This window comes from Streptomyces sp. OR43, assembly GCF_008042275.1.
In the GTDB taxonomy this organism is placed as follows: domain Bacteria; phylum Actinomycetota; class Actinomycetes; order Streptomycetales; family Streptomycetaceae; genus Streptomyces.
The window spans coordinates 1-24,220 of the sequence record NZ_RDBK01000035.1; the positions used below are offsets into that span (position 1 = coordinate 1).

Annotated in this window: 34 protein-coding genes; 12 read left to right on the forward strand and 22 right to left on the reverse strand. The window is 68.2% G+C overall.

Annotation, left to right across the window (positions count from 1 at the left end; translation table 11 throughout):
* Nucleotides 1-101: 101 nt before the first annotated feature.
* The 9 genes from EAO72_RS16725 to EAO72_RS16755 form a co-directional block, all read right to left on the reverse strand.
* Nucleotides 102-404, reverse strand: coding sequence for a hypothetical protein (locus tag EAO72_RS16725; protein ID WP_148018136.1), 303 nt, complete (start codon nt 402-404; stop codon nt 102-104).
* A 20-nt stretch (nt 405-424) separates the two neighbouring features.
* Nucleotides 425-622 (reverse strand): hypothetical protein, encoded by a 198-nt coding sequence (locus EAO72_RS16730; RefSeq protein WP_148018137.1) that lies wholly within the window; start codon nt 620-622, stop codon nt 425-427.
* A 100-nt stretch (nt 623-722) separates the two neighbouring features.
* Nucleotides 723-974: a hypothetical protein gene (locus tag EAO72_RS16735; protein ID WP_148018138.1), complete on the reverse strand. Its 252-nt coding sequence runs from the start codon at nt 972-974 to the stop codon at nt 723-725.
* Between the two features lie 18 nt (nt 975-992).
* Nucleotides 993-1,340 carry a hypothetical protein gene (locus EAO72_RS16740; RefSeq protein WP_148018139.1) on the reverse strand — a complete coding sequence of 116 codons (348 nt, stop codon included), beginning with the start codon at nt 1,338-1,340 and terminating at the stop codon, nt 993-995.
* Nucleotides 1,340-1,651, reverse strand: coding sequence for a hypothetical protein (locus EAO72_RS16745; protein WP_148018140.1), 312 nt, complete (start codon nt 1,649-1,651; stop codon nt 1,340-1,342). The genes EAO72_RS16740 and EAO72_RS16745 overlap by 1 nt, the downstream gene beginning before the upstream one ends.
* 103 nt (nt 1,652-1,754) lie before the next feature.
* Nucleotides 1,755-1,889 carry a hypothetical protein gene (locus EAO72_RS43105; RefSeq protein WP_261991519.1) on the reverse strand — a complete coding sequence of 45 codons (135 nt, stop codon included), beginning with the start codon at nt 1,887-1,889 and terminating at the stop codon, nt 1,755-1,757.
* Between the two features lie 2 nt (nt 1,890-1,891).
* Nucleotides 1,892-2,062, reverse strand: a complete 171-nt coding sequence (locus EAO72_RS42005) for a hypothetical protein (RefSeq protein ID WP_187285089.1) — start codon at nt 2,060-2,062, stop codon at nt 1,892-1,894.
* Nucleotides 2,059-2,310 (reverse strand): helix-turn-helix transcriptional regulator, encoded by a 252-nt coding sequence (locus EAO72_RS16750; RefSeq protein WP_148018141.1) that lies wholly within the window; start codon nt 2,308-2,310, stop codon nt 2,059-2,061. Before EAO72_RS16750 ends, EAO72_RS42005 begins: the two co-directional genes overlap by 4 nt.
* A 173-nt stretch (nt 2,311-2,483) precedes the next feature.
* Complete coding sequence (locus EAO72_RS16755; protein ID WP_261991520.1) at nt 2,484-3,230, reverse strand: GntR family transcriptional regulator; 747 nt, start codon at nt 3,228-3,230, stop codon at nt 2,484-2,486.
* Nucleotides 3,231-3,441: 211 nt separating this feature from the next.
* Between EAO72_RS16755 and EAO72_RS16760 the strand changes: the two genes are divergently transcribed.
* From EAO72_RS16760 to EAO72_RS16780, 6 genes are all read left to right on the forward strand, one after another.
* On the forward strand, nt 3,442-3,963 hold the full coding sequence (locus EAO72_RS16760) for a GIY-YIG nuclease family protein (protein ID WP_187285090.1): 522 nt from the start codon (nt 3,442-3,444) through the stop codon (nt 3,961-3,963).
* A gap of 456 nt (nt 3,964-4,419) precedes the next feature.
* Nucleotides 4,420-4,866, forward strand: a complete 447-nt coding sequence (locus EAO72_RS16765) for a DUF6907 domain-containing protein (protein WP_148018143.1) — start codon at nt 4,420-4,422, stop codon at nt 4,864-4,866.
* 188 nt (nt 4,867-5,054) lie between these two features.
* Nucleotides 5,055-5,816, forward strand: coding sequence for a competence protein CoiA (locus EAO72_RS16770; RefSeq protein WP_148018144.1), 762 nt, complete (start codon nt 5,055-5,057; stop codon nt 5,814-5,816).
* 183 nt (nt 5,817-5,999) lie between these two features.
* Complete coding sequence (locus EAO72_RS42010) at nt 6,000-6,176, forward strand: hypothetical protein (RefSeq protein WP_187285091.1); 177 nt, start codon at nt 6,000-6,002, stop codon at nt 6,174-6,176.
* A 136-nt stretch (nt 6,177-6,312) separates the two neighbouring features.
* A complete protein-coding gene (locus EAO72_RS16775; RefSeq protein WP_148018145.1) occupies nt 6,313-6,498 on the forward strand; it encodes a hypothetical protein in 186 nt (61 codons plus the stop codon).
* Nucleotides 6,488-7,228, forward strand: a complete 741-nt coding sequence (locus tag EAO72_RS16780; protein WP_148018146.1) for a hypothetical protein — start codon at nt 6,488-6,490, stop codon at nt 7,226-7,228. Before EAO72_RS16775 ends, EAO72_RS16780 begins: the two co-directional genes overlap by 11 nt.
* A 49-nt stretch (nt 7,229-7,277) precedes the next feature.
* Here the strand turns inward: EAO72_RS16780 and EAO72_RS16785 are convergent, their stop codons facing one another.
* The 6 genes from EAO72_RS16785 to EAO72_RS16810 form a co-directional block, all read right to left on the reverse strand.
* Entirely contained in the window at nt 7,278-7,691 is a 414-nt protein-coding gene (locus tag EAO72_RS16785; RefSeq protein WP_148018147.1) for a hypothetical protein, read from the reverse strand.
* 74 nt (nt 7,692-7,765) lie between these two features.
* Nucleotides 7,766-8,014, reverse strand: coding sequence for a hypothetical protein (locus EAO72_RS16790; protein WP_148018148.1), 249 nt, complete (start codon nt 8,012-8,014; stop codon nt 7,766-7,768).
* The gene (locus EAO72_RS16795; protein WP_148018149.1) at nt 8,011-8,343 is read right to left on the reverse strand and encodes a LuxR C-terminal-related transcriptional regulator; all 333 of its coding nucleotides are present in this window, start codon (nt 8,341-8,343) and stop codon (nt 8,011-8,013) included. The genes EAO72_RS16790 and EAO72_RS16795 overlap by 4 nt, the downstream gene beginning before the upstream one ends.
* Before the next feature lie 169 nt (nt 8,344-8,512).
* The gene (locus EAO72_RS16800) at nt 8,513-8,701 is read right to left on the reverse strand and encodes a hypothetical protein (protein ID WP_148018150.1); all 189 of its coding nucleotides are present in this window, start codon (nt 8,699-8,701) and stop codon (nt 8,513-8,515) included.
* Complete coding sequence (locus EAO72_RS16805) at nt 8,698-9,264, reverse strand: hypothetical protein (RefSeq protein ID WP_148018151.1); 567 nt, start codon at nt 9,262-9,264, stop codon at nt 8,698-8,700. Before EAO72_RS16805 ends, EAO72_RS16800 begins: the two co-directional genes overlap by 4 nt.
* Nucleotides 9,261-9,500, reverse strand: a complete 240-nt coding sequence (locus EAO72_RS16810; protein ID WP_148018152.1) for a hypothetical protein — start codon at nt 9,498-9,500, stop codon at nt 9,261-9,263. Before EAO72_RS16810 ends, EAO72_RS16805 begins: the two co-directional genes overlap by 4 nt.
* A gap of 223 nt (nt 9,501-9,723) precedes the next feature.
* Between EAO72_RS16810 and EAO72_RS16815 the strand changes: the two genes are divergently transcribed.
* The 6 genes from EAO72_RS16815 (at nt 9,724) to EAO72_RS16835 (ending at nt 12,283) form a co-directional block, all read left to right on the forward strand.
* Complete coding sequence (locus EAO72_RS16815) at nt 9,724-10,284, forward strand: hypothetical protein (RefSeq protein ID WP_148018153.1); 561 nt, start codon at nt 9,724-9,726, stop codon at nt 10,282-10,284.
* Entirely contained in the window at nt 10,277-10,432 is a 156-nt protein-coding gene (locus EAO72_RS42015; protein WP_187285092.1) for a hypothetical protein, read from the forward strand. Before EAO72_RS16815 ends, EAO72_RS42015 begins: the two co-directional genes overlap by 8 nt.
* 385 nt (nt 10,433-10,817) lie before the next feature.
* Nucleotides 10,818-11,078, forward strand: a complete 261-nt coding sequence (locus EAO72_RS16820) for a hypothetical protein (protein WP_148018154.1) — start codon at nt 10,818-10,820, stop codon at nt 11,076-11,078.
* Nucleotides 11,075-11,443 (forward strand): hypothetical protein, encoded by a 369-nt coding sequence (locus tag EAO72_RS16825; protein WP_148018155.1) that lies wholly within the window; start codon nt 11,075-11,077, stop codon nt 11,441-11,443. Before EAO72_RS16820 ends, EAO72_RS16825 begins: the two co-directional genes overlap by 4 nt.
* 205 nt (nt 11,444-11,648) lie before the next feature.
* Complete coding sequence (locus tag EAO72_RS16830; protein WP_148018156.1) at nt 11,649-11,924, forward strand: hypothetical protein; 276 nt, start codon at nt 11,649-11,651, stop codon at nt 11,922-11,924.
* Nucleotides 11,921-12,283: an HIT family protein gene (locus tag EAO72_RS16835; RefSeq protein WP_148018157.1), complete on the forward strand. Its 363-nt coding sequence runs from the start codon at nt 11,921-11,923 to the stop codon at nt 12,281-12,283. The genes EAO72_RS16830 and EAO72_RS16835 overlap by 4 nt, the downstream gene beginning before the upstream one ends.
* 383 nt (nt 12,284-12,666) lie before the next feature.
* Here EAO72_RS16835 and EAO72_RS16845 read toward each other — a convergent pair whose 3' ends face one another.
* The 7 genes from EAO72_RS16845 to EAO72_RS16875 all read right to left on the reverse strand — a co-directional run bounded on the left by EAO72_RS16845 (nt 12,667) and on the right by EAO72_RS16875 (nt 24,191).
* Nucleotides 12,667-14,280 carry an SGNH/GDSL hydrolase family protein gene (locus EAO72_RS16845; protein WP_148018159.1) on the reverse strand — a complete coding sequence of 538 codons (1,614 nt, stop codon included), beginning with the start codon at nt 14,278-14,280 and terminating at the stop codon, nt 12,667-12,669.
* 76 nt (nt 14,281-14,356) lie between these two features.
* Nucleotides 14,357-15,373, reverse strand: a complete 1,017-nt coding sequence (locus tag EAO72_RS16850; protein WP_148018160.1) for a hypothetical protein — start codon at nt 15,371-15,373, stop codon at nt 14,357-14,359.
* A 1-nt stretch (nt 15,374) separates the two neighbouring features.
* On the reverse strand, nt 15,375-16,547 hold the full coding sequence (locus EAO72_RS16855) for a siphovirus ReqiPepy6 Gp37-like family protein (RefSeq protein ID WP_148018161.1): 1,173 nt from the start codon (nt 16,545-16,547) through the stop codon (nt 15,375-15,377).
* A gap of 13 nt (nt 16,548-16,560) precedes the next feature.
* Nucleotides 16,561-17,502, reverse strand: a complete 942-nt coding sequence (locus EAO72_RS16860; protein ID WP_261991521.1) for a phage tail family protein — start codon at nt 17,500-17,502, stop codon at nt 16,561-16,563.
* 1 nt (nt 17,503) lies between these two features.
* Nucleotides 17,504-23,365 carry a peptidoglycan DD-metalloendopeptidase family protein gene (locus EAO72_RS16865; RefSeq protein ID WP_148018162.1) on the reverse strand — a complete coding sequence of 1,954 codons (5,862 nt, stop codon included), beginning with the start codon at nt 23,363-23,365 and terminating at the stop codon, nt 17,504-17,506.
* 11 nt (nt 23,366-23,376) lie between these two features.
* Nucleotides 23,377-23,763 carry a hypothetical protein gene (locus EAO72_RS16870; protein WP_148018163.1) on the reverse strand — a complete coding sequence of 129 codons (387 nt, stop codon included), beginning with the start codon at nt 23,761-23,763 and terminating at the stop codon, nt 23,377-23,379.
* A gap of 14 nt (nt 23,764-23,777) precedes the next feature.
* A complete protein-coding gene (locus tag EAO72_RS16875; RefSeq protein ID WP_148018164.1) occupies nt 23,778-24,191 on the reverse strand; it encodes a hypothetical protein in 414 nt (137 codons plus the stop codon).
* Between the last annotated feature and the right edge of the window lie 29 nt (nt 24,192-24,220).

Sequence of the window (24,220 nt, forward strand, 5' to 3'; positions counted from 1 at the left end):
GTCCCAAGGAACGCCTGCCAGTCCGTGATCACGGGCAGGGGTCGGGGGTAACCGTTCACCTGGGGCGGACTGGTCGTCATGACGGTGCGATTCCTTCCGGATTAGGCGTTGGTGGTCGCGGATCGGCGGGCGCGGTGGAACTCGGCAACGAACTCGTCGGTGATCCCGGCCCCAACGAATCCGCTGACTGGGGGTCGGCCGATGCGTTGCGCCGCCCACAGCTCCAGGTAGATGGCCCGGGTGGCGACGTAGTTGACGATCGGGCGGGCGCAGCGAACGGTGAGAACGGCTGCGCCCAGCACGGTCATGACTGCCAGGGCGAGGATCCGCACCGTCCACACACGGACCGCGGTCAGCGTCCGGCGGAACCGGCCCGGCTTCGCGGTGATCAGATACGGGTGCACGGTGCGACTCCTCTCAAGGGTTAGCGGGTCCCGCCGCGCCACCGCGAAACCTTCGCGGCGGCCTGGTTCGCGGCGGTGTTGAGCCGCAGGTACTCCGGGGTTTCGTCGCGAATCCCGGCCCGCTTCTCCCGGTCGGTGTTGTCGTTGAGGGCCTTATCGGCGGCCTTCATGTCGGCGACGGCCTGCTTCTGCTCGGGCGACTTGCGGAACAAGCTCATGGAGGAATCCTTCTGGTTGAGGGTCCGGTTGGTCCGGGCCTCTCTGCCGCCACCAGCCGGCGGGCTGGGGACGACAGGGCGGGCCGGGTCAGAGCTGTGGTTAACGGCGGCGACCGCGGCGGCTGGCGCGGATCGCTTCGTTCTCGTCGGCCTTGGCCTGCCACATGGGGCCGCTGTCACCGGTCGTCCTGTAGTGGGCGCGGGCGGCCTCGCGGCGGCCACGGTGTTCGGCCTTGATGGCCCGCTCCAACTTGGGGGCCGGGGTGTTGTTCGGCGTGGCCTGGCCGGTGGTGCCGATCGATCCGGCGGATCCGGTGCTGGGCGGGCCAATGAGGCGGTCGAGGAATCCCATGGGTGGCCCTTTCGGGGGCTAGTAGCTGCTGATGGCAGCGGCGGCGGCGACGGCGTCGCGGTGGTGGACGGTGAGGACGTTGGTGCCGAGCAGATCGGCGAGGGCGGCAACGAACGCGGGCGACGCGGCCTGCCCGTCCTCGCAGCCGATGGCGGCGGTCACGGGTCGGTGCGAGCCCCCGGCGAACGCGGTGATCGTTCCGGCGGTCGCGGCGACCAGCACGTCGGACCCGGTGCCGTTTCGCAGGTGCTGCCGCAGATCGATCACAATGTCGGCGACCGGCGGCCGGCTGCTCCCCTCCTCCCTCTCGTTGTGGGCGAAGCCGAAGCTGATGAGCTCGACGCGCATCGAGTGCGGCCCGGCCATCAGGCGGCGGCCTGGTAGCGGATGCCGCGGATCTCGTCCATGAGGCGGGGCGCGTCGGGGGTGGCGTGGTCGAGGTCGATCGCGGCGAGCATGACCGCGGTCATCTGGTCGTGGTCGCCCGTCGACCAGGCGGCCCGGTACTCGGTGAGGAGGTTCCGGCCGAGCCGGTCCGGGTCGGCGACCGCCGCGGCCTGCTCGGCCTGGGCGACCGTGATCGTCGACCGGCGGTACGCGGCCAGGTCGGAGACGGTCGCACCGTCGGCGTCGGACAGGGCGGCCAGCGAGGACGTGGACATCAGGTACGGAGACATGGGGGTGCCTATCTGTGAGAAGAGGTGGGTGAAGCGAAGGGGTGGAGAGCCGCGGTCACGGGGGTACGGGGGAGGTCACCCCGCAACCGCGGCAGACTGTGGGTTAGCGGGTCTGCGCCTGCTCGGCGGACTCACGCTGGATACGGGCGGCCTCGGCCTGCTCAGCCGCCTGGTTGGCGCGGTACATGGCCTGCTTCGTGGCCTTGTCAGCGTCCGAAAGGTCTGCGGAACGGAACACCGTCACCACTCCCGCTGCTGAATGAAGCGGCGGCGGGCAACCAGCTCCGTGGGGGGCTTCGGGGAGTCCTGCACCGGGACGATCGCCGGGCGGCGGACGTAAGAGGCCTCGTCGTGGGCGGCCACATCGTTCGGGGACTGCGGGGCCGACGCGGGGGCGATCGAGGGGGTCATGCCGCCACCTCGCTCGGGGTGATGATCGAGCTGGCCAGGTAGGCGTTGACGGCTGCCTCGGGGACACGCAGGCCACGGGGGCGGATCTTGCCGCCGCCGTTGCAGTGCGCGGTGAGCCGGCCGGAGGCGATGAGGTTGTAGACGGTGGAGCGGGAGACGCGGAGGCGTATGGCGACCTCGGCGGCGTTGAGGAATTCGGTGGGGGCGACGGCCACGTTCTCCGCGGCCCTCTGGATCTCGTGGCGCATAGCTGCTCCCGGGTAGATGGGCACGATTCATCCCGGCCCACTTAGACGTGTAGGTCGGCGTGTTCCAAGAGTGCGCCCACCTACACGTCTAAGTCAAGCGCCACGAGTTGCAGGTCACCCAGAACGCAAAAAGGCCCCCGCCGAGAGGCGGGGGCGACAAGGTACGGGCAGCTTTAGGCGTCGATCACGTAATCCAGGATGTAGCTCCCGCCATCGAGGACCATGTCATTGACCTCGACGACCCTGCCTTCGGCGTCGAAGGCGGAACGGACAATGCACACGACCGGGGTCCCCGGTTGCAGCTGAAGCAGGGCGGCCTCCGCCCGATAAGGCATGCGTGCACGAACCTCCTCCTTAAACCGAACCGGGCCGTGCCCGAGCTCCTCCAGGCGGGCGTAAACCCCGCCCTGACCCGTGTCGTCCTGGGCAATCGGCGTCCCCGCCGCCAGATCGGCCGGAAGGAACGAGTCGGACATCAGCACCGGCTTGCCGCGGAGGACGTAGTGCCGACTCCGCAGGATCACGGACTCGCCTCGCCGGATCCCGAGCGCCTCAGCAACGCGAGGGGCTGCCTCCACCGCCCGAACTTCCAGGCCGGCGACGACCGGCTTGGCGTCCTGGACATCCACAGACCACATGGACGCACCGCCACCCCAGACCGACTTGGAGAGTCGGGCGACAGCTGGCCGCCGAATCGGTTTGAACTCCCGAACCGTCGCTGGCCGCCCCTGGGCGCTGACTGTCAGCCCCAGGTCCTGCAGCAGCTGAAGCGCCTTGGTGACAGTCTCCCGCCCGGCCTTGAACTCGGCCATCAGGGCCGACTGGCTCGGAATCTGTTCGCCGGGCTGATACTTCCCGCGTTCGATCTGCATGCGCAGCTCATCGGCGATCTCTTTGTAGCCCGGCTTACTCCCGGCCAAGTCTCCTCCTTGCGTCTTTCCGCGACCCGCTTGACTTACACGTCTAGGTAGCGGACCGTAGTCCAGTAGTTCCACAAGCGCTCACGCCGCTGACCTGCACCACGGCGAGCTCAACTTCACCATGGGGCCATGCCGCTATGCCCGCTTCACCACTGTACGCACAGCCTGCACGTCTAACGAGACTCGGCTCCGCGTAAGAGGAAGGGTCCACATGCCCGAACCTGCCGAGCGCACCGCGCTCTACCGCCTGTACGACCACGAGCACGACCTGCTGTACATCGGCATCAGCAGGAACCCTGCGAAGCGCTTCAAGGCGCACGCCCATGACAAGAACTGGTGGCACTGCGTGGAGTACGTAGACCTGACCTGGTTCGATAACTACCCGGAAGCCAGGCGAGCGGAGAACGCGGCGCACCTGTCGGAACGCCCGCCCTACAACGGAATGGGCCACACAGGGTTGGGATGGAACCTCCCCCGACTGTCATACGACGACAGTGTCGAGCGTGCCGCCGTTCGCCAGTACCTCCTGGCGGCCCTCGACGCCGGCGCCTATGCACCGGGAGCCCGAGTCTGGCCGCTTGACGTCAGCCAGGCGTGCGGCTACTCGCGCTCCACCACCTGGGACGCGATGTACGACCTCGCCAAGGAAGGTCGGCTTCAGCGGGTGATCAGCACGTTCGAGGTACGCCAGGCCGCCGCCCAACCTGTGCGGCACACCACCCTCGGTCGCTGACGGAGTTGCGGGCACGAAAGGGCCGACCGCAGTTCCACGGTCACCTTTCGGCCACATGTGAGCAAGCGTCTTCAGCGGTACCTTCTCGGAGGCTCCAGGCACTTCTCGGCACCCCGAGCCCACCGTCGGTTTCCGTTTCGCCTGGTGACGCGTTGCCGATCATGCCCGGCGGCCCACCACCTTAGCGCACTCACAAGTGCGCTGACCTGCGGTTTCACCCTGTTGGATCATCAAAGTTGATATGCGATCCAGTCCGGTTTCAGATCTCCGCGTCCTACGGATCTTGCTGACACGTTCTAGCCTCATCTCACGTCGACCTCACCAGCCGGCGCAGCAGGGCCCTGGGTGAGTTCTGCCTGGGGACGTCAAAAGGCCGGGCGGTCATCATCCGCCCGGCCTGTGACCAGCGGCACCACCCGTCTGGTCGCGAGTCCTATCCCGATCAAAGGAGTACTCATGAGCATCGTAGCGCCCGAGTCCACCTCGGTCTCGTCTCTGCCCGCCGCCTCCCCGGTCGTCTCGGCTCCGGTCCCCACGCAGCCGCCGGCCCCGCGACTCCGTCCGGCCCTGGTGGACGGCGTGCAGATCTGGGTCGAATGCCCTGCCTGGTGCGTCGAGGACCACGTGGCGGCGAATCAGAAGTTCCTTGTGGATTTGGATCACGGCGGGGAGATGGTGGATCTCCTGGTGCCGGACATGGGTGGCGAGGTGCAGCTGCTTGGCCATGTCCGGTTGAGTGCGGAACCGGGGAGTTCACGTCCCGAGCTGCGCCGTCCGCATCTGCTGGTCGAGGACGGGAGCGGCTTCACGGTGTTCGTGGCCTTGGAGGAAGCCGGCGGGCTCGCCGACGGCCTGGTGGCTGCGGCGGAGCGCATGCGGGCGATGGTGCGCGCGGCAGGGTGACCTGTCTTTGTGGTTCCTTGCGGCCGGGTGGCGTCTGCTGCCCGGCCGTTTCCAGATCGGCGGGCGGGGTCCGCGTCCCAAGGGACCGAAAACGCTCGAACTCGTAGCGCGATCACGCGGACCCGGACAACATCGACACCCGCGGTGTGGGTCGTCCCGCACCTCTTCGACGCCTAGGAGGGCGACCCATGTGGATTGCGCACAGTGCGGATGGCATGCCGGTGGAAGCTGCACGGCATCTGCAACAGGACGCCTACCGCTGCCCAATGTGTGCGGCGCCTGTGATTCTTAAGCGTGGGCAGAAGATCGCCGCTCACTTCGCCCACGCTCCCGACTCGGACTGTCTGGCCTCCGAATCGGAGAGCTGGCGGCACTTGATGGCGAAGCAGATACTCGTTGACCAGTTGACGCGGCCGGGATGGGGGGCGCAGGCGGAGGTCGCGCATCCACGCTACGGTCGACGCGTTGATGTGGGCCTCAAGACACGTGGCCCCAACGGTGCGCTGATGTACTTCGCCGTTGAGATTCAGGACTCGGCCATTCAGGTCGACACGATGAAGGACCGCATTGCGCGAGACCGCCGCATCGGTTACGACGCGACCGTGTGGTTGTTCACGTCGCACCGCGCTGCGGCGCTCATGGCTGCCGCGCCTGACCACGAGGTGCGCGTTCCGGACGAGATGCTGTGGGTGTCGAACCGCTATGGGCAGGGCGTCCAGGTGATTGATCCTGAGAGGCGCGAGTTGTGGACGGCCTCGTTCGGAAGCATCGTTCGTCCTGGCGAGTCTCACGAGTGGTACACCCCCGAGGGGGATCTGACTGGGGTGGATTACCCGGGGCGCACCCTGCGCAAGACCAAGTCGGTCGGGCGTCGGCAGGCCGGCTTCGTCCCGGAGTTGCGGGCAGGAAAGTTCGGCGATCGCTGGTCGCTCGTTTTCACTGCCCCCTGAGACTCAAGTCCCGACATGGCAGGACGCCAGCCGGCCCTGCGGGTTTCGGGGGCAGCTGTCCTTTACAAGCGGATGCCGGACCCACGGCACCCCGTCCGCCGATTCGAAGTACCAGTAATCGTTCGGACCGCCCAGCCGTGCGAAAGACCCGTTGCCCGCCCGCGCCTTCCGCGTTGTCCAGGCATGGACTCCTCCCCACCGACCGGCACGTACCCCACCAATCCACGCTTGCCGCTGCTGACGTTGCCCGAGGCCCGGGACGCGGTCCGTCTGCTGATGGCCCTGGCGGACGACAGCTCGGAGGGTCGGGAGGCGCGGGAGCTGGCGGCCGACGTTGCGGGCCGGCTTCCGTCGGAGTGAGGCCAGCCCTGCATTCGGACGCCTGGTAACGGGTAGCCCAAAGATGGGACCCGTGAGGGTGACTTTCCCCTGGGTCGACGCCATCGTTGTCAGTGGCCCCTGCTTCACTGAGGCCATCGATTCTGGGGAGCGAGTTATGCCGACTGTGATCCATAGGACCCGCAGCGAGCTTGAGGTCCAGCGCGAGCAGCTGTTGGCCAGCGTGAACATGAGCTACGAAGAGCTCGCCGAGCGCGCGGCCATGTACAGCCTCAGCATGGATGAGCTGGACGTGTGGCACACGATCGAGGGTCTGGACTACCTTCTCGAAGGTGACAGCTGAAGAGGCCAAGGCCCTTGATGAGTTGGCTGCAGGTTTTGCTGACCAACTGACTGCTCTAACGCGGGGTGTTCTCGGTGAGGACATCCCGCGTTTTCATGCGATCAACCGAGGTCCCAAGGTCCAGGTCTCACCGATAGATAGCAGTGAGGTTGTCCAACGCATCCCGATCCGTATCAGTGGCGAGGAGCGTCTGAGTCTGGGCGTTCGGTACTTCTGCTGCTGGGACGGATCCAGCACGTTCATGGCAACAGACCTTGCCGACGTGCACGTTTTCTACGCTGGCGTGCCCGATCCGTTGGTGCGGTTCGAGTACGTGCGGAGCAACAACGACCCCCCTGGTGCGCACCTGCATGTGCACGCACATCGAGACGAGATGGCGTACCTCTTGCGCCTGGCAGACAAGGGCCGCCCGAAGCAGGGCTTGAAGCGTGACCGCTTGCCGCGGCTAGCCGAGATGCACTTGCCGGTCGGCGGTCACCGGATGCGGCCGGCTTTGGAGGATGTGCTCCTGTTCCTGGTGCGGGAGTTCGCGATCGACACTGCCGACGGCTGGAAGGCTGTGATCAATGAGCATCTGCGGACCTGGCGGCTGATGCAGCTGAAGGCTGCGGTAAGGGATGCCCCGGATTCGGCGGCCCGGGTGCTGCGCGCGTTGGGGTACACGGTGGTTGAGCCATCGGTTCCCGCGGCACGGCAGGCACCAGAAGAGGTCAAGCTCTTCTGGCCGTAGGCAGACACGACGACGCGGCCCCTACCTGGTTGGTGGGGGCCGCTGTCGTTCAGTCGGCCATGGCGAGTTGCGGGGTCTCTGCGTCTGCCCGCCATGCGTCTCGGGCAGCGACGAGGGCGTGCTCCACTTCCACAAGTCGGCCCCCTAGCAGGACGCTCAGGCCGAGCATGATGCTCCACGCCACGGCGATCTCAGAGGGGTACTCGTCTGTTCCGCATTCCCGGGCGAGGGCTCGCATGAGCGGGTCCATGGGGAGACCTCGATGGTAGGGCTGTTGTTCTAGTGAGCCTTTGACGGAGTCCACGAAGGTGTGGAAGTCGTCTCCAGTGAAGCGCCAGATCTGCTCTAGCTGGGCGGTGGCGGCGCGAAGGTCCAAGGGCCAGTCGCGCCGTGGTCCGAAGCGTTCCTTCATTGCCTGCTTGAGGTGGTACCTGAATTCGATGCGGTCTGTGTCGCCTGCCATGCCTGCCTGAGTAGCCTGTCTCTGGGCTGATTGCCCTGTGCCACTCCGGCTGATCACTCGCACCGGTGACTCGTTTAGGTGGTCTGCGGTGCGCGGTGGCACGGGCATCCGCACAGCACTCCAGTGAATTTGTGGTTGAGCCGGCAACGCTGGTGCATGCGGTCCCGCAGCCCGGGAAGGTCACCCCGTTCCGGGTTGCGGATGATCGCCCCGTCGAGCAGCCGGGCGGTTTCGCACGCGGTCGACAGGTAGTGGCGGGGTGCGAGGAGGGCGAGGACGTCGTCGGGGAGCTGCTCGCGGGTCGAGCCAGGCGGGGTGGTCATATTGCCTCTTTCAGTTGGCCGGCGCGTTGGGCGATGCCGTGTTCGGCGTTGGCGGCTTTGCAGGCTGGGCAGGTGGGTTCGTGGCGGCGGAGGTGGCGGAGGTAGGCGGCCCGGTCGCCGCAGTCGGGGCGGGCGCCGATGAGGTGCGCGAGGTGGCCGAGGTGCACGGCGTGGGTGATGTTGGTGGCGCGGAGGGTGTGGCAGATGATGCGTTCGTGGTAGCTGATGGTGGCTACGGCCAGGGACATGTGGCGGGCGATTTGGGGGCCGGTGAGGCCTTGGGCGCGGTGCCACAGGATTTCCCGCTGCCGGGTGGAGAGGCCGGTCATAGGTATCTCCCGGTGGGCACGGTCCGAACCCGTCGCCGGCGCCGCCTCCGCGGTATGTCATGGCGGGTGGGTCCGCGGGTGGCGGGCCGGCTGTAGTCGACGGGTATCCGCCGCATGCGGGGCACGGTGGCGGCCAGTTCGTCGGGCAGCCACAGCGGGTCGCAGTCGTTCACCGGGCGGCCTCTCTCGCGGTGCGGATTCTGCCGTCGGGGGTGAGATGCCCGTCAGCCGTGGCCAGCATCCGCAGCGCCCGCTCCAGGACGTCGGCGGGTGGTTCCCCGCGGTAGCAGCGGCGGAGGATGTCAGCGGTTCGCGGGGTGGCGGCCAGGCGCATCGGGCGCGGCGTCGCGGCGGTCATCGGGCCGCCTCCTCGGTGGTACCCAGCGCCGCAGCCCAGGCGCCCAGGGCTTCGAAGTCCGCGGGAAGCAGGCCGACGCGGGGGTCGATGTGGTGGAGCAGGGCGGGCCCGTCATGGTGGGCGGCCACGTACTCGCGGTCGAGGTCGGTGATGTCGTCGTCGATCCACGCGAAGGGGCGGCCAGCCGCGTACTCGACGATCGTGGCGGTCTTCCAGAAGACGCGGGGCTCGGACTTCCAGTACGGGCCGGCCGCGGGGCGCTCGGGCCAGGTGATGACGGGGAGTTCGGGCAACCCGAGGTGGGGGCCGATCCACTCGTTCGCCTCGTGCGTCCACGTGGTGGCCCAGACGAGGGTGTACGGAAGGACGGCGAGCTGGGCCCCGTGGCCGTGGTTGAGCCAGACACGCAGCGGCTTCTGGTACGGCTGCTCCCATCCGGTCGGGCGCATCCGGTGGGTGGTGTACCCCTCGGGCCGACGGTGCGGCTTCGCGGCGTAGGGGTTGAGCGGCCCGTCGACGTCGATGAGCAGCAGCGGCTGGTCCGGGTTGTGGCGGTCGATCATCGGGCCGGCTCCTCGGTGGTGAACGCGATGACGATCGTGTCGTCGGTGACATGGAAGCGCAGGGCGTCGTCGGACAGGGCGCGGTCGGCGGGGAGGTTGTAGTGCTCCCGGTAGGCGGCCTCGGCCGCGGACCAGGCCTTGCCGATCTCGGCGCCGGTGGCACCCCACGGTTCGGCGGCCGGCACGATCCATTCGCGGCGGGTGCTGGTGATGGTGCGGCTCGTGAAGCTGGGCATGCGGTTCTCCTCGGACTGCGGTTTGGCACTCGGCCCGGTCGACGTGGAACCGCGGCTTGTCCCAGACGGACACGGCGGGGTCCTGACCGTCCTTCCATGTCCAGTCGGTGCCGATGATCGGCTCGGCGCAGTGCGCGCATGTCCAGTGCATCGAGGCGTCGCCCTGGGTGGGTGTCTCTGGGGTGGTGGGCTGCTGCGCCTGGTCGAGGGCGGCGATCGGTCCGTGTCCGGCCAGGAGTTGCGCAATCTCGTCCATGGCCTGGACGTAGCCGAACGCCCGGTCGCCGGTGATTTCGAAGCCCTTGGGGCGGGTCGGGCACGGGCCGTCAGCCCACACCCGCACGCGGTCGTTGGCGGCCTCGGCCTGCTCGGCGCGTGTGCGTTGGAGGCCGCACTGCCTGCCTGCGTCTTCGGCGTACCAGCGGTGCCGATCGCGGGCACGCTCGGCGTCGGTGCGGGCGATGTTGGCTGTGCGGATTTCCTCGCGCAGGTCCCGCACCTCGGCCTCGGCCCGTTCGGCGCGCGCGTACAGCTGGTCGAGTTGGTCGCTGGTGAGGTCGTCGAGGGGGATGCGGAGCTCGGTCATCGCGTCGGCTCCTCGGTGGCGGCGGGGGCGGGGGTGCACCCCGACGGAACCCCGTACAGCTACTTCGAGATCACCGCTGAGGGCTGGGGGTTCTGTAACGGCTGCCGCATGTGGTCCACGGCTTCGCCGGAACGCCCGCACGCCTGCCCCGAGACCTGCATCCAGGGCCCGGTTGCTGAGGAGGCCCCGGATGCCTGAGCCGTCCGATCCGATGACCGCGCTTGCTGCTGCCGCCGCCCAGGTGCACGAGCTGTACCGGTCCTACATGGACGCCGGGTTCACGGAGCAGCAGGCCCTGGAGCTGACGAAGGCCGTTCTCGCGGCGGGCGTCAGGGGTGCGGCGTGAGCAGCACCTACTACGTCCTGTGCGTGTCCCACGATCCGGCGATCATGAGTACCGAGCGCCGCACGCTAGGAGACGCAGCCGAAGCGATCAAGGCGGGGCGGGAGCTTCACCCCGGGTGCGACCTGGTCATCGAAGAGGTCTCCGGCGGCCCCGTCGAAATCGGATGCCCACCGGCAGACACGCGCAGCTCAGGACCTCGCTGCTACCACCGCGACGTGGAGTGGACGGACGTGGAATGGCTGCGGCTGCTCCTGCGGGCGTACAAGTCGGCCGACCCACTGGTGACAGACGCTGTACGGCGAGGCCGCTTCACCTGCTGGCCTCAGGATCGACTGCACCGACTCCGAGGATCACTCGGCATCGACGATGACGTGAGGGAACGCCCGTGAGTCGCTGGGATGACCTGAGCGCCGGCGCCCACCAGATGCTGGCGGACCTCGACGAACTCGACCTCGCGGAGCTTGCCGCATCCGCCACGGCAGCCGTTCACCGAGTCCGCGACCTACACCGCCCGGTCGAGTACCGGGGCCGGACGATCTGCGCGGAGTGCTCGGCCTACGACGGCCACGACAGCTGCGACAGCCCGCCCATCAGCCACGACCAGTGCGCCACCTTGCGCGCCCTCAACAACCTGGAGACCACATGACGATCGCAGTCGACTTCGACGGAGTGATCCACGCGTACAGCCGTGGCTGGCAGGACGGCACGATCTACGACGAGCCGATGCCCGGCGCCATAGACGGGCTCCACGAGCTGATGCGCCGGGACGCCGTGTTCATCCACACCAGCCGCGACCCGCAGGCCGTCGCACTGTGGATCACGAACCGGCTCGGCATCACGTCCACCTGGGAGATGGAGGGCGCCCGCCCCCACGAGTTCTGGAACGACCGAGGCCGTGTCCTCGTCACCAACCGCAAGCTCCCCGCGACCGTCTACATCGACGACCGGGGACTGCACTTCGACAGCTGGGAGCAGGTCATGGCAGATCTCGTCACCCCAGAGTCCGACTGACCGTGGCCTGGGAGCGTGTGGCCATCAGCAGCCAGTGCGAGTCGTGCCGCGCCTACTGGGCCACCCTGCAAGACCTCGGTGAGGAATGGGACGCGGCAGGCAGGCCCGCCGACCCCGAAGGATGGGGCCGTCAGGTCGGTCAAGGTCTCGCGATGTACAGCGAACACCTCGCAAGCCACCTTCCCGCCCAACCCTCGGAGGGATCATGAGTAGCAGCGCCGAACGCTACGCCCGGTACGCGGAGGCCGTGAACACGATCGTGGGCTACCCGTCCGCAACCATGGTGAACGCTGTCATGGCCGTCGCCGACGCGGAACTCCAAGAGCAGGCGCAGGCTGACCCGCTCGTGGGCCGCCTCGTGGCCTGCGTCGAGCCGGGCACCGGCAGTTTCGTTGCCATGGGCACAGTGGCCGACGTCGTGCGCTCCGAGGGCGCCCTGACGTTCACGCTGACCCAGTACGACACCCCGGAGACGCCATGACCGAGTGCCCGTTCTGCGAGATCAACACCGGGCGCGCGCCCGCCACGTTCGTGCATGAGTGGTCCGACACCATCGCGATCGTCCCGCTCAACCCAGTGGTCGACGGACATACCCTGATCATCCCGAAGACGCACGTTCGCGACTTCGCGACCGACCCCGCCGTGGCCGCAGCCACGATGCGGCGCGCCGCCGAACTCATGCAGGCTACGGACCAGGCCATGAACGTCATCACCAGCCGAGGCCGGGAAGCCACGCAATCTGTGATGCATCTTCACCTGCACCTAGTGCCCCGCGCGGCCAACGACGGCCTTGCCCTGCCCTGGTACAGCGGGCAAAGCAAGTCAGGGAGGCCCCAGTGACCGACGAGCACCTGCGGATCGTGCGCCTCTTCGGCAAGGACTACTAGTGGGACCGCGGCCGCACCGGGCGGCTCACCCTCCGGCCAGCCGCATGGCCTACCCGGCCCGCACGACGCGCACTGTGAACTGCTGTCCGTAGGCGGCCCGGTACTGGTCCGGTGTCCACGCCCGGCCGGCGGACAGGAACACAGGGTCCAGACGGGCCTCACCCGGGGAGCCTGGGTCGTGCAGCAAAACCCAAGCAACTACGGGTCCGCCGCCAGGCGCTGGACCCGCATCCGTGCCGGCCGGGGCGGTCACCTCGGCGCGCAGCCCTTCGAAGGCGGGCAGTGCACCGGCGATGGTGCCCGGCCCGACTACTTCACTGCCCACGATGATCGCCATCAGCTCGTCAGGAGGGGCAGCAGGGCGTTCGCCATGAACGTGAACCCGGCGTCGGACATGTGGACGCCGTCCGTTCCGGCCGCCCCGGTGCCGGCTGAGGTGCCCCAGTAGCCCAGCGAGTTCCAGTACTGCCAGGAGTTCCGGCCCATCGCCCACCAGTTGACGACTGCGCAGCCGTAGACGTCGGCGAGGGCTCGGGCCCTCTCTGCGTAGTCCTGGTATTTGAAGTTCGTGACGTCGTGGGTGCCGAGGTGGGGGGTGGCGATGATGATGTCGGTGTCGCCGGTCGCCGTCCCGGTGTCCCGCACCGCCTTGATCCATTTGGCGACGTTGGCGGCCCATGCGTCACCGGTCGTGTTCGCCGCGGCATCGTTGGGCCCGGCAGTGTAGATCGCCAGGTCGCACGGGTAGTCGACACCTCCGTTCCACGTCGCGTTCAGGGCTGTCGTGGCGTTGAGGCCGTAGGAGTCGGAGCGTGCCCCGGCCAGGGCCAGATTGTGTACGACGACGCCGCTCGCGTTCTCGCCGGACACACCGCACACGGACAGGTAGTTCCCCGTCGTCGTCGTTCCGACAGTCAGCACAACGGTGTGCGTGGTGTTCGACAGGCCGGTGATGGTGGTGACCTGGATGGCGGCCGTGCCGGACGGCTGCGCGACGGTGACCGCCGACGCCGCGTCGATCTTGTACGTCATCGAGGGGCGTGTCCCACTGCCGACCACCGTGTAGATCTTCACCGTGGTGCCGCGGGCCTTGAACGTCATCGTGCCACCGGTCGTGTCGGAGTACAGGTAGCAGATGCCCGGCCCGTACTTCGATCCCCCCTGCGCCCACGTCCCGGTCTGGCCGACGATCGCACCCGCAGTCGTCCACGCGGCCAGGGCGGGCGCGTCCCCGGACGCAAGGATCGTCGAGCTGAGGGACGACGTCATGAACCCGCCACCACCATCCCCGTAAGCCGTCTGCAGGGCGGTCCGCATCACGCCGGGCCAGCTCTTCGTGATCGGGTTCGACGCGTAGAAGCCCTGCGTCGCCGACCCGCCCACGGTCACAACCCGGGCCAAGGCTGTGCCGGCTGCGGCGGCGTCCCGCTTCGCCCGCCAGAACCCACCCCAGCCAGCCGGGGCGTAAACGCCGATGTCGCTGCGTCCGACCTTCAAATTTTCGCGGGCCATACGCATCGAGCCCACATCGGACAGGTTCGACGAGCCGAGCATGGCACCGGTCGGCGAGTAGTAGCCGTCCGCCGCCGTCTTCGTCAGGTAGGTGGCCCCGGCCGGGCCGGTGAGACCACCCGGTGCGGCAAGCACGCCGGTCACAGAGAGGGCCCCGGTGACAGTCCCGCCGGCCTTGTCGAGCTTGTCGGCGAGGAGGGACCCGATGTCGACGGCGGTGAGGGCGTACCGGTGCCCGTACCCGAAGTCGATGTACAGCGACGTGGCGCCGTCGGGGCCGTAGAAGGCGACGGCGCCGTCACCGTCTGCGGTGATCGTCGATACGGGGCTGCCGGTCAGATCGGTCAGGTCGGTGAGCTGTGTTCCGCCCGTGACCGAGTCCCAGACAGTGCCTGCCGCGCCGGGGCGGATCAGGAGTTGGTTCCCGACCCTTTCCATGGCGTAGTCGCTGGTGGAACCCCCAAAAAGGTGCCTCACGGCTTGCCTCCAAATGGTGTTGGTTTATGGGTGACGATCAGGCGAGCCAGTAGGAGCCGTCGAGGGTGAGGATGTCTCCGGCGCGCATGTTGATGGGCAGGTTCGTCAGGACGTCTCTGATGTCGGGGAAGGGGTCGCCGCCCCCGGTGGTGGTGGTCACGGAGTAGCGCATGCGGGCGATCCGGAGCGTGGACGTGGACGGGTATGTGATGGCGAGGCCTTGCATGCCGCCGTTGCCGTTGGAGCTGTTGAAGTGCCAGGTGAACATCGACCGGTGGACAGAGGTGCACGGCAGGCCCGGGGGCAGGCTGACCTCGATCGGGTCGGTGTAGGCGGGCGGGTTCCCGGTCGGGATGAGCTGAATGGTCAGGTCGACGCGGCGGCCGACGGCCTGGTAGCGGCCGATGTTCTGCGAGTTGGAGCCCCAGTTGATGGTGGTGGATCCAGCCGACCACACCGGGGTGTACGTGGCGTCTTGCACACCAGGGGAGGCCAGCCACTGCCATCCGGCACCGTCGCCGACGTACAGACTGCTGCCTTCGACGAGGAGTTGACCGCGGACGCTGGGCCGGCGGGCACCGGGAACGCTGGGGACGGAACCTCGCCCGGTGAACCAGCGCCGGTCGGCGACGTTGGCGGCGGTGACGACGGAGGACCCGGCGGCGACGGTGCACTGGGCGAGGGGGACTTCGTACACGCCGGCTTCGTCCGTGGCGAGGGTCGGAGCGCTGGTGCCGCCGGTCACGTACTCAGCGGTGACCTTTTTCGTGCTCATGCTGGCACGGAGAACGACCATGTCGATGCGTGCTGACGAGCCGGCGTTCGCGGTGACGGCCACGTTCCGGGCTGCGTCGTTTTTGTAGTAGAACCCGTTCACGAACGCCTCACCGACAGCGAGGCTGACGTTCCCGGAGCCGTTCCCGGTCACCTTGAGGGCGGCGGACACGGGATCGTCGGCGTGAACTCCGTCGATGCCCCAGCGGCGGGCCATGCGGGACCACTGGGACTGCGTGGCGATGGGGCTGCCGTCGAACGGCGCACTGAACTCAGCCATGTCAGGCGGCCTTCCTAGTCTTCAGGCGCCCAACGTCCCTTTTGACCTGGGCGATGTACTGGTAGATGCGGGCGACCGCGCTGTCCCCGCTGTCGGATCCGACAGCGGCTTTGACGGTGGTGCCTTCCGAGGCGGTGCAGCTGAGGGTGACCTCGCGGACCACGTCCGTCGTCCACGTGTTGCGGACCTGCGCGGCCACGGTGTCGCCGACCGAGTAGTCGCGCCCGTACCGGAGCAGCGGGAGGTCGATCGGAGAGATCGACAGGGAGCCCTTCCCGGCCCCGGACGTGAGGGCTTCCTCGGCGGCCTGGTCCATCTGTGCGGTCAGGTCCACGGAGGCGGTGTCGACGGACGTGAGGTCGACGAACTGCTCGATGACCAGGGCGGGGAACAGGGGGTCGGTGCGGTCGTAGGTCTTGCAGACCCGCGGTGTGGACTGCCCGCCGGCGACGACGAGAGCCCGGGTGCAGGTGGGTGGCGTCGTCGTGTAGTTCGCGTCGGTGAGGTTGCCGAGCCCGAAGCTGAATCGGGCGGTGCCGGACCGGTCGACGGGTGCGTACACCTGGAATTGGAGTCCGGCGCCGACTTGAACGACGCGGATGCCGAGGCCTGCCGCGTCGGCAATGTCGGTGAGGACGGTGAGGAGGCTGTCGAATTGGTTGATCTGCCGGGTGATGGTGGGGCCGCGGGTCCCGTCCGCGGCCAGGGTCAGAAGTGCGTTCTTGCGTGACGCGAGGGCGCCCGGGCCGGCGTTCAGGTTCACGAGGGCCCTCATCGCGGTCTCCGCCTTCACCTCACTGATCTTGTACACGGTGTCGGCTTGTGCTCCGATCGCGGCGGCCGGGTTCGGCCAGCACGTGTACTGGGCGAGGAGCGCTGTGTCGCTGACCCCGGTGACGGTTAGCTTCCCGGACCCGGCGTCGGATTCGGAACGGGCCCAGTCGACGGTGCGGATCGGCCCCGAGTCGACGAGGTCCCCGGTCCCGGTGCGAATGATCAGGCCGTTGCCCTCGACGCACAGGCCTGCCTTGGTGGAGTCGGCGGAGAGCTCCAGGGTGAACGCCCCGATCGCGTTGTACCGGGGGACGCACAGCAGGCTGGTGTAGTCGTCGATCTGCCCGATGCGTTGCAGGGCGGGGTTGCGCACGTAGACGCGGAGTGCGGTGTCGTTCATGGGGGTCCTCCTCTCAGGCGGCCAAGTAGCGGGGCTGGTACGTCATGCGGACCCGGGTGGCGGATGTGGATCCGGCGACGGTCAGCGACAGCTCGTTGATGTCGGACTCCAGCGGCCACAACGTGGAGGCGTCGCTGAGGTTGGGCCACAGGTTGGTGACCCCGTTCAGGAGGGCGGTCTGGCGCCGCTCCCGGGTGTCGATGACGATCTCGTCGGCGCCGGTGATGGTGCGAGTCAGGACGAGGGTCCGGCCGGTCGTGACGTTGGTCAGGGTGACCGAGGTGGCGGGGCCAGTGATGGTCCAGACGGGGTAGGCGTCGTCGTCCCCGTCGTTGTCGACGGTCACCGAGCCGAGGACCTGGGAGTCGCCGACCGTGAGGGGCAGGAACGGGAAGAAGTCCCCGCCGAGAGCAGCAGCCCACCCGGTTGTGACCTCCTGACCCAGCCAGTACGGGGACGGTGCGGCGAACACAAGGGCGGCAACGCACCAGCGGGCCCCGGCCGCGTCGAGGGACTCGTCGCCCTCCAGGCCGTCGCTGTAGAGGACGCCGATGGTCCGGTACGCCCCGTCGGGCTGGGTGAGGGTGAGGGTGCCCTGGCCGCGTTTCGGATTGAGGGAGCGGATGAGGGTGCGGCGGCGGGCCAGGTAGGCGGCGCGGCTGTCGTTCGCCCAGAACGCGATCGGAATGGTGATCGTTTTTCCCTGGGCGCGGACCTGCCGCACCTCGTACCCGTCGATGCCGGGCGACTCGTCCTGCGCCATCGCATACCCGGGCATGTCGAGGCCCTTGGCGCCGGGCTGCACTACCCAGCCTCGTTCCCAGTCGGTGAGCGTCGTGACGCGGCCGGCAGGGTCGGTGAACGACACCGTCGGCATTTCGATGAGGCGCTGGGGCCACTCCCACGGCGGCTGCTGCTCGCCGGGGGTGGTGACGGGTGCGACAAGGATGGGCATGTCAGGCTCCGCTCATCACGGGTCGGTGGAGCATTTCCTCAGCGGACAGGGCATCGAGGATGCTGCGCCTGGAGGCGGTTTCGCGGACGAGGGCGTTGTACTGGAGGACCCGGTCCCCGCTGGTGTTGTTGACCGTGCGGGTTTCGGTGCGGGCCATGGTGGCCGCGGTGGTGGAGCGGACCACACGGGCCATCGACGCAGCGGCTTCGGCGGCCTGCGGGATCGTGTTGCGGATGCCACGCACGAACCCCATGCCCGTGAACCGGCCGAGGGCGTCGAGGACCTTCGACGGGCTGCTGATCTTCAGCTCAACCTTGATGGCCTTCTGGACCTTCTTCGCCAGGGCGATCATCGCCTTCACGATCGCCGTCTCCTGAGCCTTCAGGCCCGCGAGGTAGCCCTTCCCCGACATGGCGCCGGCGTCGTACATGGCGTCCGCGGCCGACTGCCCATACGCCGTGCTTGCCTTGCCGATCTGGACCTGGGTGGCGTTGATGTCCTTCAGTTGCTGATTGGTGGCTGCGACGAGGGCGGCGGCATACGGTGCGCCCTGCTCGGGGCCCGCGGCGATGATCTGACCGATGAGGTCCTTGGACAGGCCGCGCTTGGCGAGGGCGGCCAGGTTCGCGGAGAACGTCTTGAGCTGGCCGAGGCGCACCTTGAGCCCGGCCAGTACACCGCTGGCACCGAACGGGAGCCCGGAGTTGGGGAGGCTGGTGAGGGCGGCGAAGCTGGTCCCGCTCTTTGCTGTGTCGGCGGCGAACGTCGTCGCTTCGGCGATCTTCGCCCGGATCTTGTCGCGGTCGGYGGCGAGCTTCTGCAACGCCTTGTTCTGCGTGGTCACGGCCTTGAGGAGCTTGTCGTCGAGGGTGGTCTTGACGCCCTTGAACGCGTTCTTCAGCGCGGTGGCAACCTTCGTCATCGCGGCATTGATCGACGTCGCCGTGCCGGTCAGCTGCTTGAGGAAGTCGCCGCCGACCGCGGCCCGGAGCGGGCCGGTGTCGACGGTCTTCCCGCCGATGCGGATCACACCGCCGGTTGCGTACCCGCCCATGCGGGACAGCCCCGTGTTGATGTGAACACCGCCGCCGATGATGCCGCCGTGCGCGTAGCCGCCGATCCGGTTGTACGCCGCAGACAGGGATCCGTACCGGGAGAGGGCGTAGCGCATGGACGCGTAGATGTTCGCCATCGGGTCGACCGAGACGCCGTAGAGCTTGGGCCCGGTCTTCTTGTACTTCCCGGCGTAGGCGTTGAACGTGGGCTCGATGACCTGCATCAGGCCGACGGAGGGCGTGCCGTTGATCCAGTTGATGTCGTTGCGGTTGACGGCGCGGGGGTTGCCGCCGGACTCCTGGTTCATGCGGCGCAGGGTGGTGTTGACGAGGGCAAGGGACTGGCCGACCTGCCCCAGCGCCTGCGTCACCACACCGCGGAACCGCTCCACCCCGGTGCCGGGTTCGACGCCCGTGCCGCCTTCGAGGTAGCGCATCGGGTCAACGGCCCGGCCGTCGATGCGGGCTTCGAGGTGGAGGTGCGGGCCGGTGACGTTCCCGGTCGCACCAACGGAACCCACGCGGGCGCCGCGCTTGATGCCCTGCCCGGCCTTCGCGACCATCGCCGACATGTGCGCGTACAGGGACGACAGGCCACCGCCGTGCGAGATCGTGACGTGCTTCCCGTAGGGGCCGCCCGAGGTGACAGAGGCCACCTCGCCGTTGTCGACCGCATGCACGGCGGTGCCGGTCTTCGCCGGGAAGTCGAGGCCGGTGTGCCGGCCGGACGACCACAGCAGCCCGGCCTTACCGAACGGGGTGCCATATGGCACGTTGACGGGCTTCATCCACTGCCCGGTGCCCTCCGGGGGGAGGTCCTTCCCGCGGATGTAGTCGATGGCCTTGTCGATGAACCCGATCGGGGCCTGGCCGATCATGCCGGGGTAGGTGTTCTTGTTGCTGCCCAGCACCTTGCGGATGCCGGACTTGATCGGCTTGAACGCGGATGCTGCCAAGTCGGCGAGGCCGCCTCGGGCGACGTCGGCGCCCTTGTTGAGGACGCTGCTGACGGCGTCGGTGATCCCGCCGAGGATGCCGCCCTCCGCGAAGCCCCGGAACTGGCGCAGCGAGCGGCCCTGCATGGCGGCCTGGTTGACCGCGTGGAGGCGTGCCCTCTCGTAAGGGTCGCGCATGGCTTCGGAGACGTAGACGCCTTCGCCGCGGCGCATCGGGACGAGTTGGTCGTCGCCCTGCCTGTAGGTGCTGTACCCAGGCAGGACACCGCCGCGGGCGAATCCCTTCGGGAGGGACATCTTGTCGAGGTCGCCCACGCCAGGGATCTTTGCGGCAGTCTTGTTCCACACCTTGACGATGCCGTTGTTGTAGACCGTCTCGATCCAGAAGCGCACCGGTGCCTTGACGAGGCCCTTCAGCCCGTCCCAGGCCCGGCCGATGCCCTTCTTCAGGGTCTCGAACGCGCCCGTCAGTCCGTCCGCGAAGGTGTCGAAGCCCCGCTTCACAGCGCCCCAGGCGTTGGATGCGGTGTCCTTGACGTTGCCCCACAGCGTGTCCCACTTGTCGCGGATCCCGTCCTTCACCCACTGGAAGATGCGGAGGGCCCGGTCCTTCAGGTCGGTGAACCATTTGATGGCGCCGCGCACGATGTCCGGGATGACGGAGTGCCCGAGAAGGTGGTCGTACAGCCAGTCGAAAGCCCTGGCGATGGCTTCGGTCAGCCACTTCACCGCGTCAACACCGGGCTGGAGGTTGTCACGGAGCGTCTTCATCGTGTCGATGAAGCTCTGCATTGCCGGGATGACGAGCGTCATGATGACGGCGGTTGCGAACTGTGTCATCAGCGTCGTGAACTGGATCAGCGGCGGCAGCAGCGGCATGAGCGCAGGCAGCAGCTGAAGGAGGAACTGGGTTGCCAACAGGGCCAGCTGCGGGAGCAGCGGGGCGACGGCTAGCAGGATGTCGCCGATGGATTTGGCCAGCTCCAACAGCGGCGGGATCAGCATCGGGAGGATCGGCAGGAGCTGCTGCAGGACGAGCATGAACTGGGCGGCGTACTGCTCGGCCAGTTCCTTGATGACCGCTGCGAGCCCTTCGATGATCGGGGTGAGGATCGGGCCGAGCTGGTTGGCAATCAGCGTGATCACGGGCGCCAAACCGTTGAAGACCACGATGAGCATGTCGAAGATCGGGATCACGAGCGGAAGTAGATCCGCGATCAGCTGACCCAGGACCGGCAGCAGCGGCGAGACGGCCTTGACCAGGGCGATGACGGCCTTGGTGGCAACGACGAGGACAGGGCCCAGGGATTTCGCCACGGGGAGCAGGGCGTCACCGAGGGTGCGGAGCAGCTCAGCGATGGCCGGGCCAAGCAGGCCCGCGATGCGGGTGATGACCGGGGCCAGGGCCGCGAGGACCGGCATGACGGCCAGCAGGGCGGCGCCGAGGGCGCCGGCCAGGAGCTTCGCGACCGCGTTCAACGCCGTGAAGATTGCCTTCAGTGCGTCCTGAACTTCCGGGAGGGCGGTGACCCGGCGCAGCTCCTTCAGTGCGGAGCCGACCACAGCGAAGAAGTCGCCGCCGGCCTCGGACGCGGCACCCATGACGTTCTTCAGGATCCCGAAGACGTCGGCCAGCACCTTCCCGAACGCCACCGCCACGTCGAGGGCGGTGTTGATGGCCTCTTCGAGCTTGCCGCTCTTCAAGCCCTTGGCGAGCTTGTCCATCACCTTGTCCATGGCTGACCCCGCACCAGCGGTGATGCGCTTCCATGCCGGGCCGGCCGCAATGGTGAGCTGGCCGAGTCCGGTGACGATCTGGCCGGGGATCCGGTTCAGGTTGTTCAAGCCGTCACGGACGACGCTGAACGCCCCCTTCAACTGGCCCGTCTTCGCCAGGTTCGACACGGCCGTCAACGCGTTCTTCGCCATGGTGTTCAGGGCCCCGGCCGCGCCTGACAGCCCTTGCCGCAGCACGGGCAGCGCCTGGCCGCCCACCTGCTTCAGTCGGGCTCCCAGCCCTGCGAACAGCCGGTCCTGTACGTCGAGTTTCAGCGCCGTCCAGGCCGGGGCCAAAGACTTCAGGGCGCCGACGAAGTTGCGGGCGTTCGGGCTGAGCTTGGCAAGGGCCGTGTCGAGCTTCGACGTCTGGGCTGCCGCGTCTGCCTGGGCGTCGGCCACGGCGCGGGCAGCGTCGGCGACGGCCCGGTGCGCGTCAGCGAGGGCGCGTTCCTGCTGGGCGACCTGTTCGTTCGCTGCCCGGATCCGCTCCTGCGCCTGCACGACCGCGTCCGACCCGGCCACGCCGGCTTTGTTCGCGGCGGCGGTGTCGACCTGCAACCGCTTCTGCTGCCGCGACTGCTCCTCCGCCGAAGCCCTCGCACGCTCCAGGGCAAGGTCGGCCTGCTGAATTTGGAGCTGGGTGGCGGCCGGGTCACTGCGCACGTTCTGCAGGTCCAGTTCGGCCTGCTCCACATCCAACGCGGCCTGCTTCTGATCCAACGCGCCCTGGTGGAGGCGCTGGTTCATGTCCTCCAGGTCGCGGATCGCCTGCCTGCGCGCGGCGGACAGTTCGCCCTGGACCTGCCGGGCCTCGCGCTGCGCCTGGGCGAGGCTGCGTTCGGCGTCCGTCACACCGCGCTGGGCGTTCGCGAAGCTCCGCTGCGCCGACTCGACCTGCCGTGTCGCGGTTGCCGCGGCCTTGGCCTCACCGGACGTGTCGGCGAACGCAGCCTTGATGGCGTCCCCGACCCCGGACATGCCCACCTTGATCGCAGCGAACGCGGTGCCCAGCGTGAGGACAGCCGGGGCGGCCAGGGCCGCGAGCGGACCCAGTTGCGCAAGGGCGGAGCCGAACGATGCGATCGTCGGCAGGGACGTGAGGATCGCCCCACCGATCAGCAGGATCTTCTTCGGGAGCTGGCCGAGGCCGCCCCCGCCATCCGCTGCCCCACCGAGCCCGGTGAGGGCGCTGGTGAGAGAACCGACCCCAAGGACCCGAGTACGGACATTGACCGTGCGGTCCCGGGTCAGGTACGTCAGGGCCGTGTTGGCGCCTGCCGTGTCGGCGCGGGCGGTGACCCGGACGGTGCGGCGGCGGATGAGGTTCGCCAGGTCGTTTGCCGCGACCCGGGTGTCGACGTCGGCCCCGATACGAACGCGGCGATTCCTGATCAGGTTCTGGATCTCGTTCGCTGCGACCCGGGTGTCGGCGGTCGCCCGGATCAGTACTGTGCGGTCCCGGGTCAACCGGTCGAGGGCTTTCTCGACGCGCTTGTATGCGGCGTCCTGGATTTTCGCGACGATGTCGACCGTGGTCTGCCCGAACCCTGCCAGCTTCGCCTTGGCCGCGGTGTCGTCGACCTGGGCTGTTACCTTCACCGTGCGGTCGGCGGTCAGCTTTCCCAGTGCCGCTTTCGCTGCGGCTTCATCGAGACTCGCAGTGATCTTTACGGTGCGTTGGTCGGTCAGCTTCCCCAACGCTGTCCGGGCTGCCGTGTCGTCGAGGGAGGCGGTGACCTTGACCGTGCGGTCCCGGGTCAACCTGCCCAGAGCCGTGGTGGCCGCCTTGTCGTCCAGCCGGGCTGTGACCTGGATGGTGCGGGCTCGCGTCAGCTTGTCGAGTTGCGCGGTAGCCAGCGCTGTCTTGAGGTCGACGCCCACGCGGACGGTTGGGGTGGCCGAGGCCAGCTTCCGCTGGATGCCGTCGAGGATCTCATCGCCCGCGACCCGGCCGGCGAGCTTCGCCGGCTGCCGGATCGCGGCGGGCAGCTCGACCCGGAGCCGGTCACCGAAGGACGACGTGTCGGGGATGAGTGAGACCCGGGTGGATCCGACCAACGTCGGCTCGGCCATGCTGCCCTCCCCTACTGCGTTTCGAGTTCGCGGATTTGGCTGGCCCAGTAGTCGACGGCGTCTTGGTCGTCGGTTCTGCCGGGCGAGTACTGGTCGAGGAGTGCCTCGTTGTACCGGGCTGCTGCCGCTTCCTGTTCGGCCTGCCGTTCGTCGGCCTCCAACTGCGGGGGGTCGATGGATGACATGTCGGGTGGTTCGCCCTTGAGGTGGGCGGCCCACAGGACGCGGATCATGAGGATGAGTGCGTTGTACTGGGCGGCGTGGATGTAGGTGTCCTGGGTCCAGCGCCGCCCGTCCACGTCCCCTCCGGACGCTGCCCGGGTGGCCGAGTCCTCGGGGAGGGCTTCGACCAGGTCGCGGAGTTCGGCCCAGTTCATGGAGCCCTCACCCCAGGACATGGCCCAGAACTCGTCTAGGCGGCGACCTGGGTAGTAGCGCTGGATGTCGGCACGGAGGGCTCCGGGGTGCTCGCGGAGGAGCTGGAGGAGCCGGAGCCTTCCCCCTGGTCGGTGCCCGCCTCCCCGTCCATCTCTTCGAGGATGTCCTTGAGTTCGCCGACGGTGAGGTGGGCGACCTTGATGAGGCGGTCGAACGCCTCGGGTGGGGTCGCGATCTCGCGGAGGACGTTGATGTTGGCGTTGCCGCCCTTCTCCTCGACTTCCTCGATGACCTCCAGCGGCCAGTTGTCCTGCACGGGGAACGTGCACGTCTCCTCGTAGCCCTGCTCGTTCTCGAAGACGACGTCGACGAACTGGGTCTTCGCGACGGCGGCGCGCTGAGCCCGCATCTGCTGGAGGCGGACGATCTTCCGGTTCGGCTTGCTCATGGCTGGGGTTCCTTCGCTTGGGCGGGGAC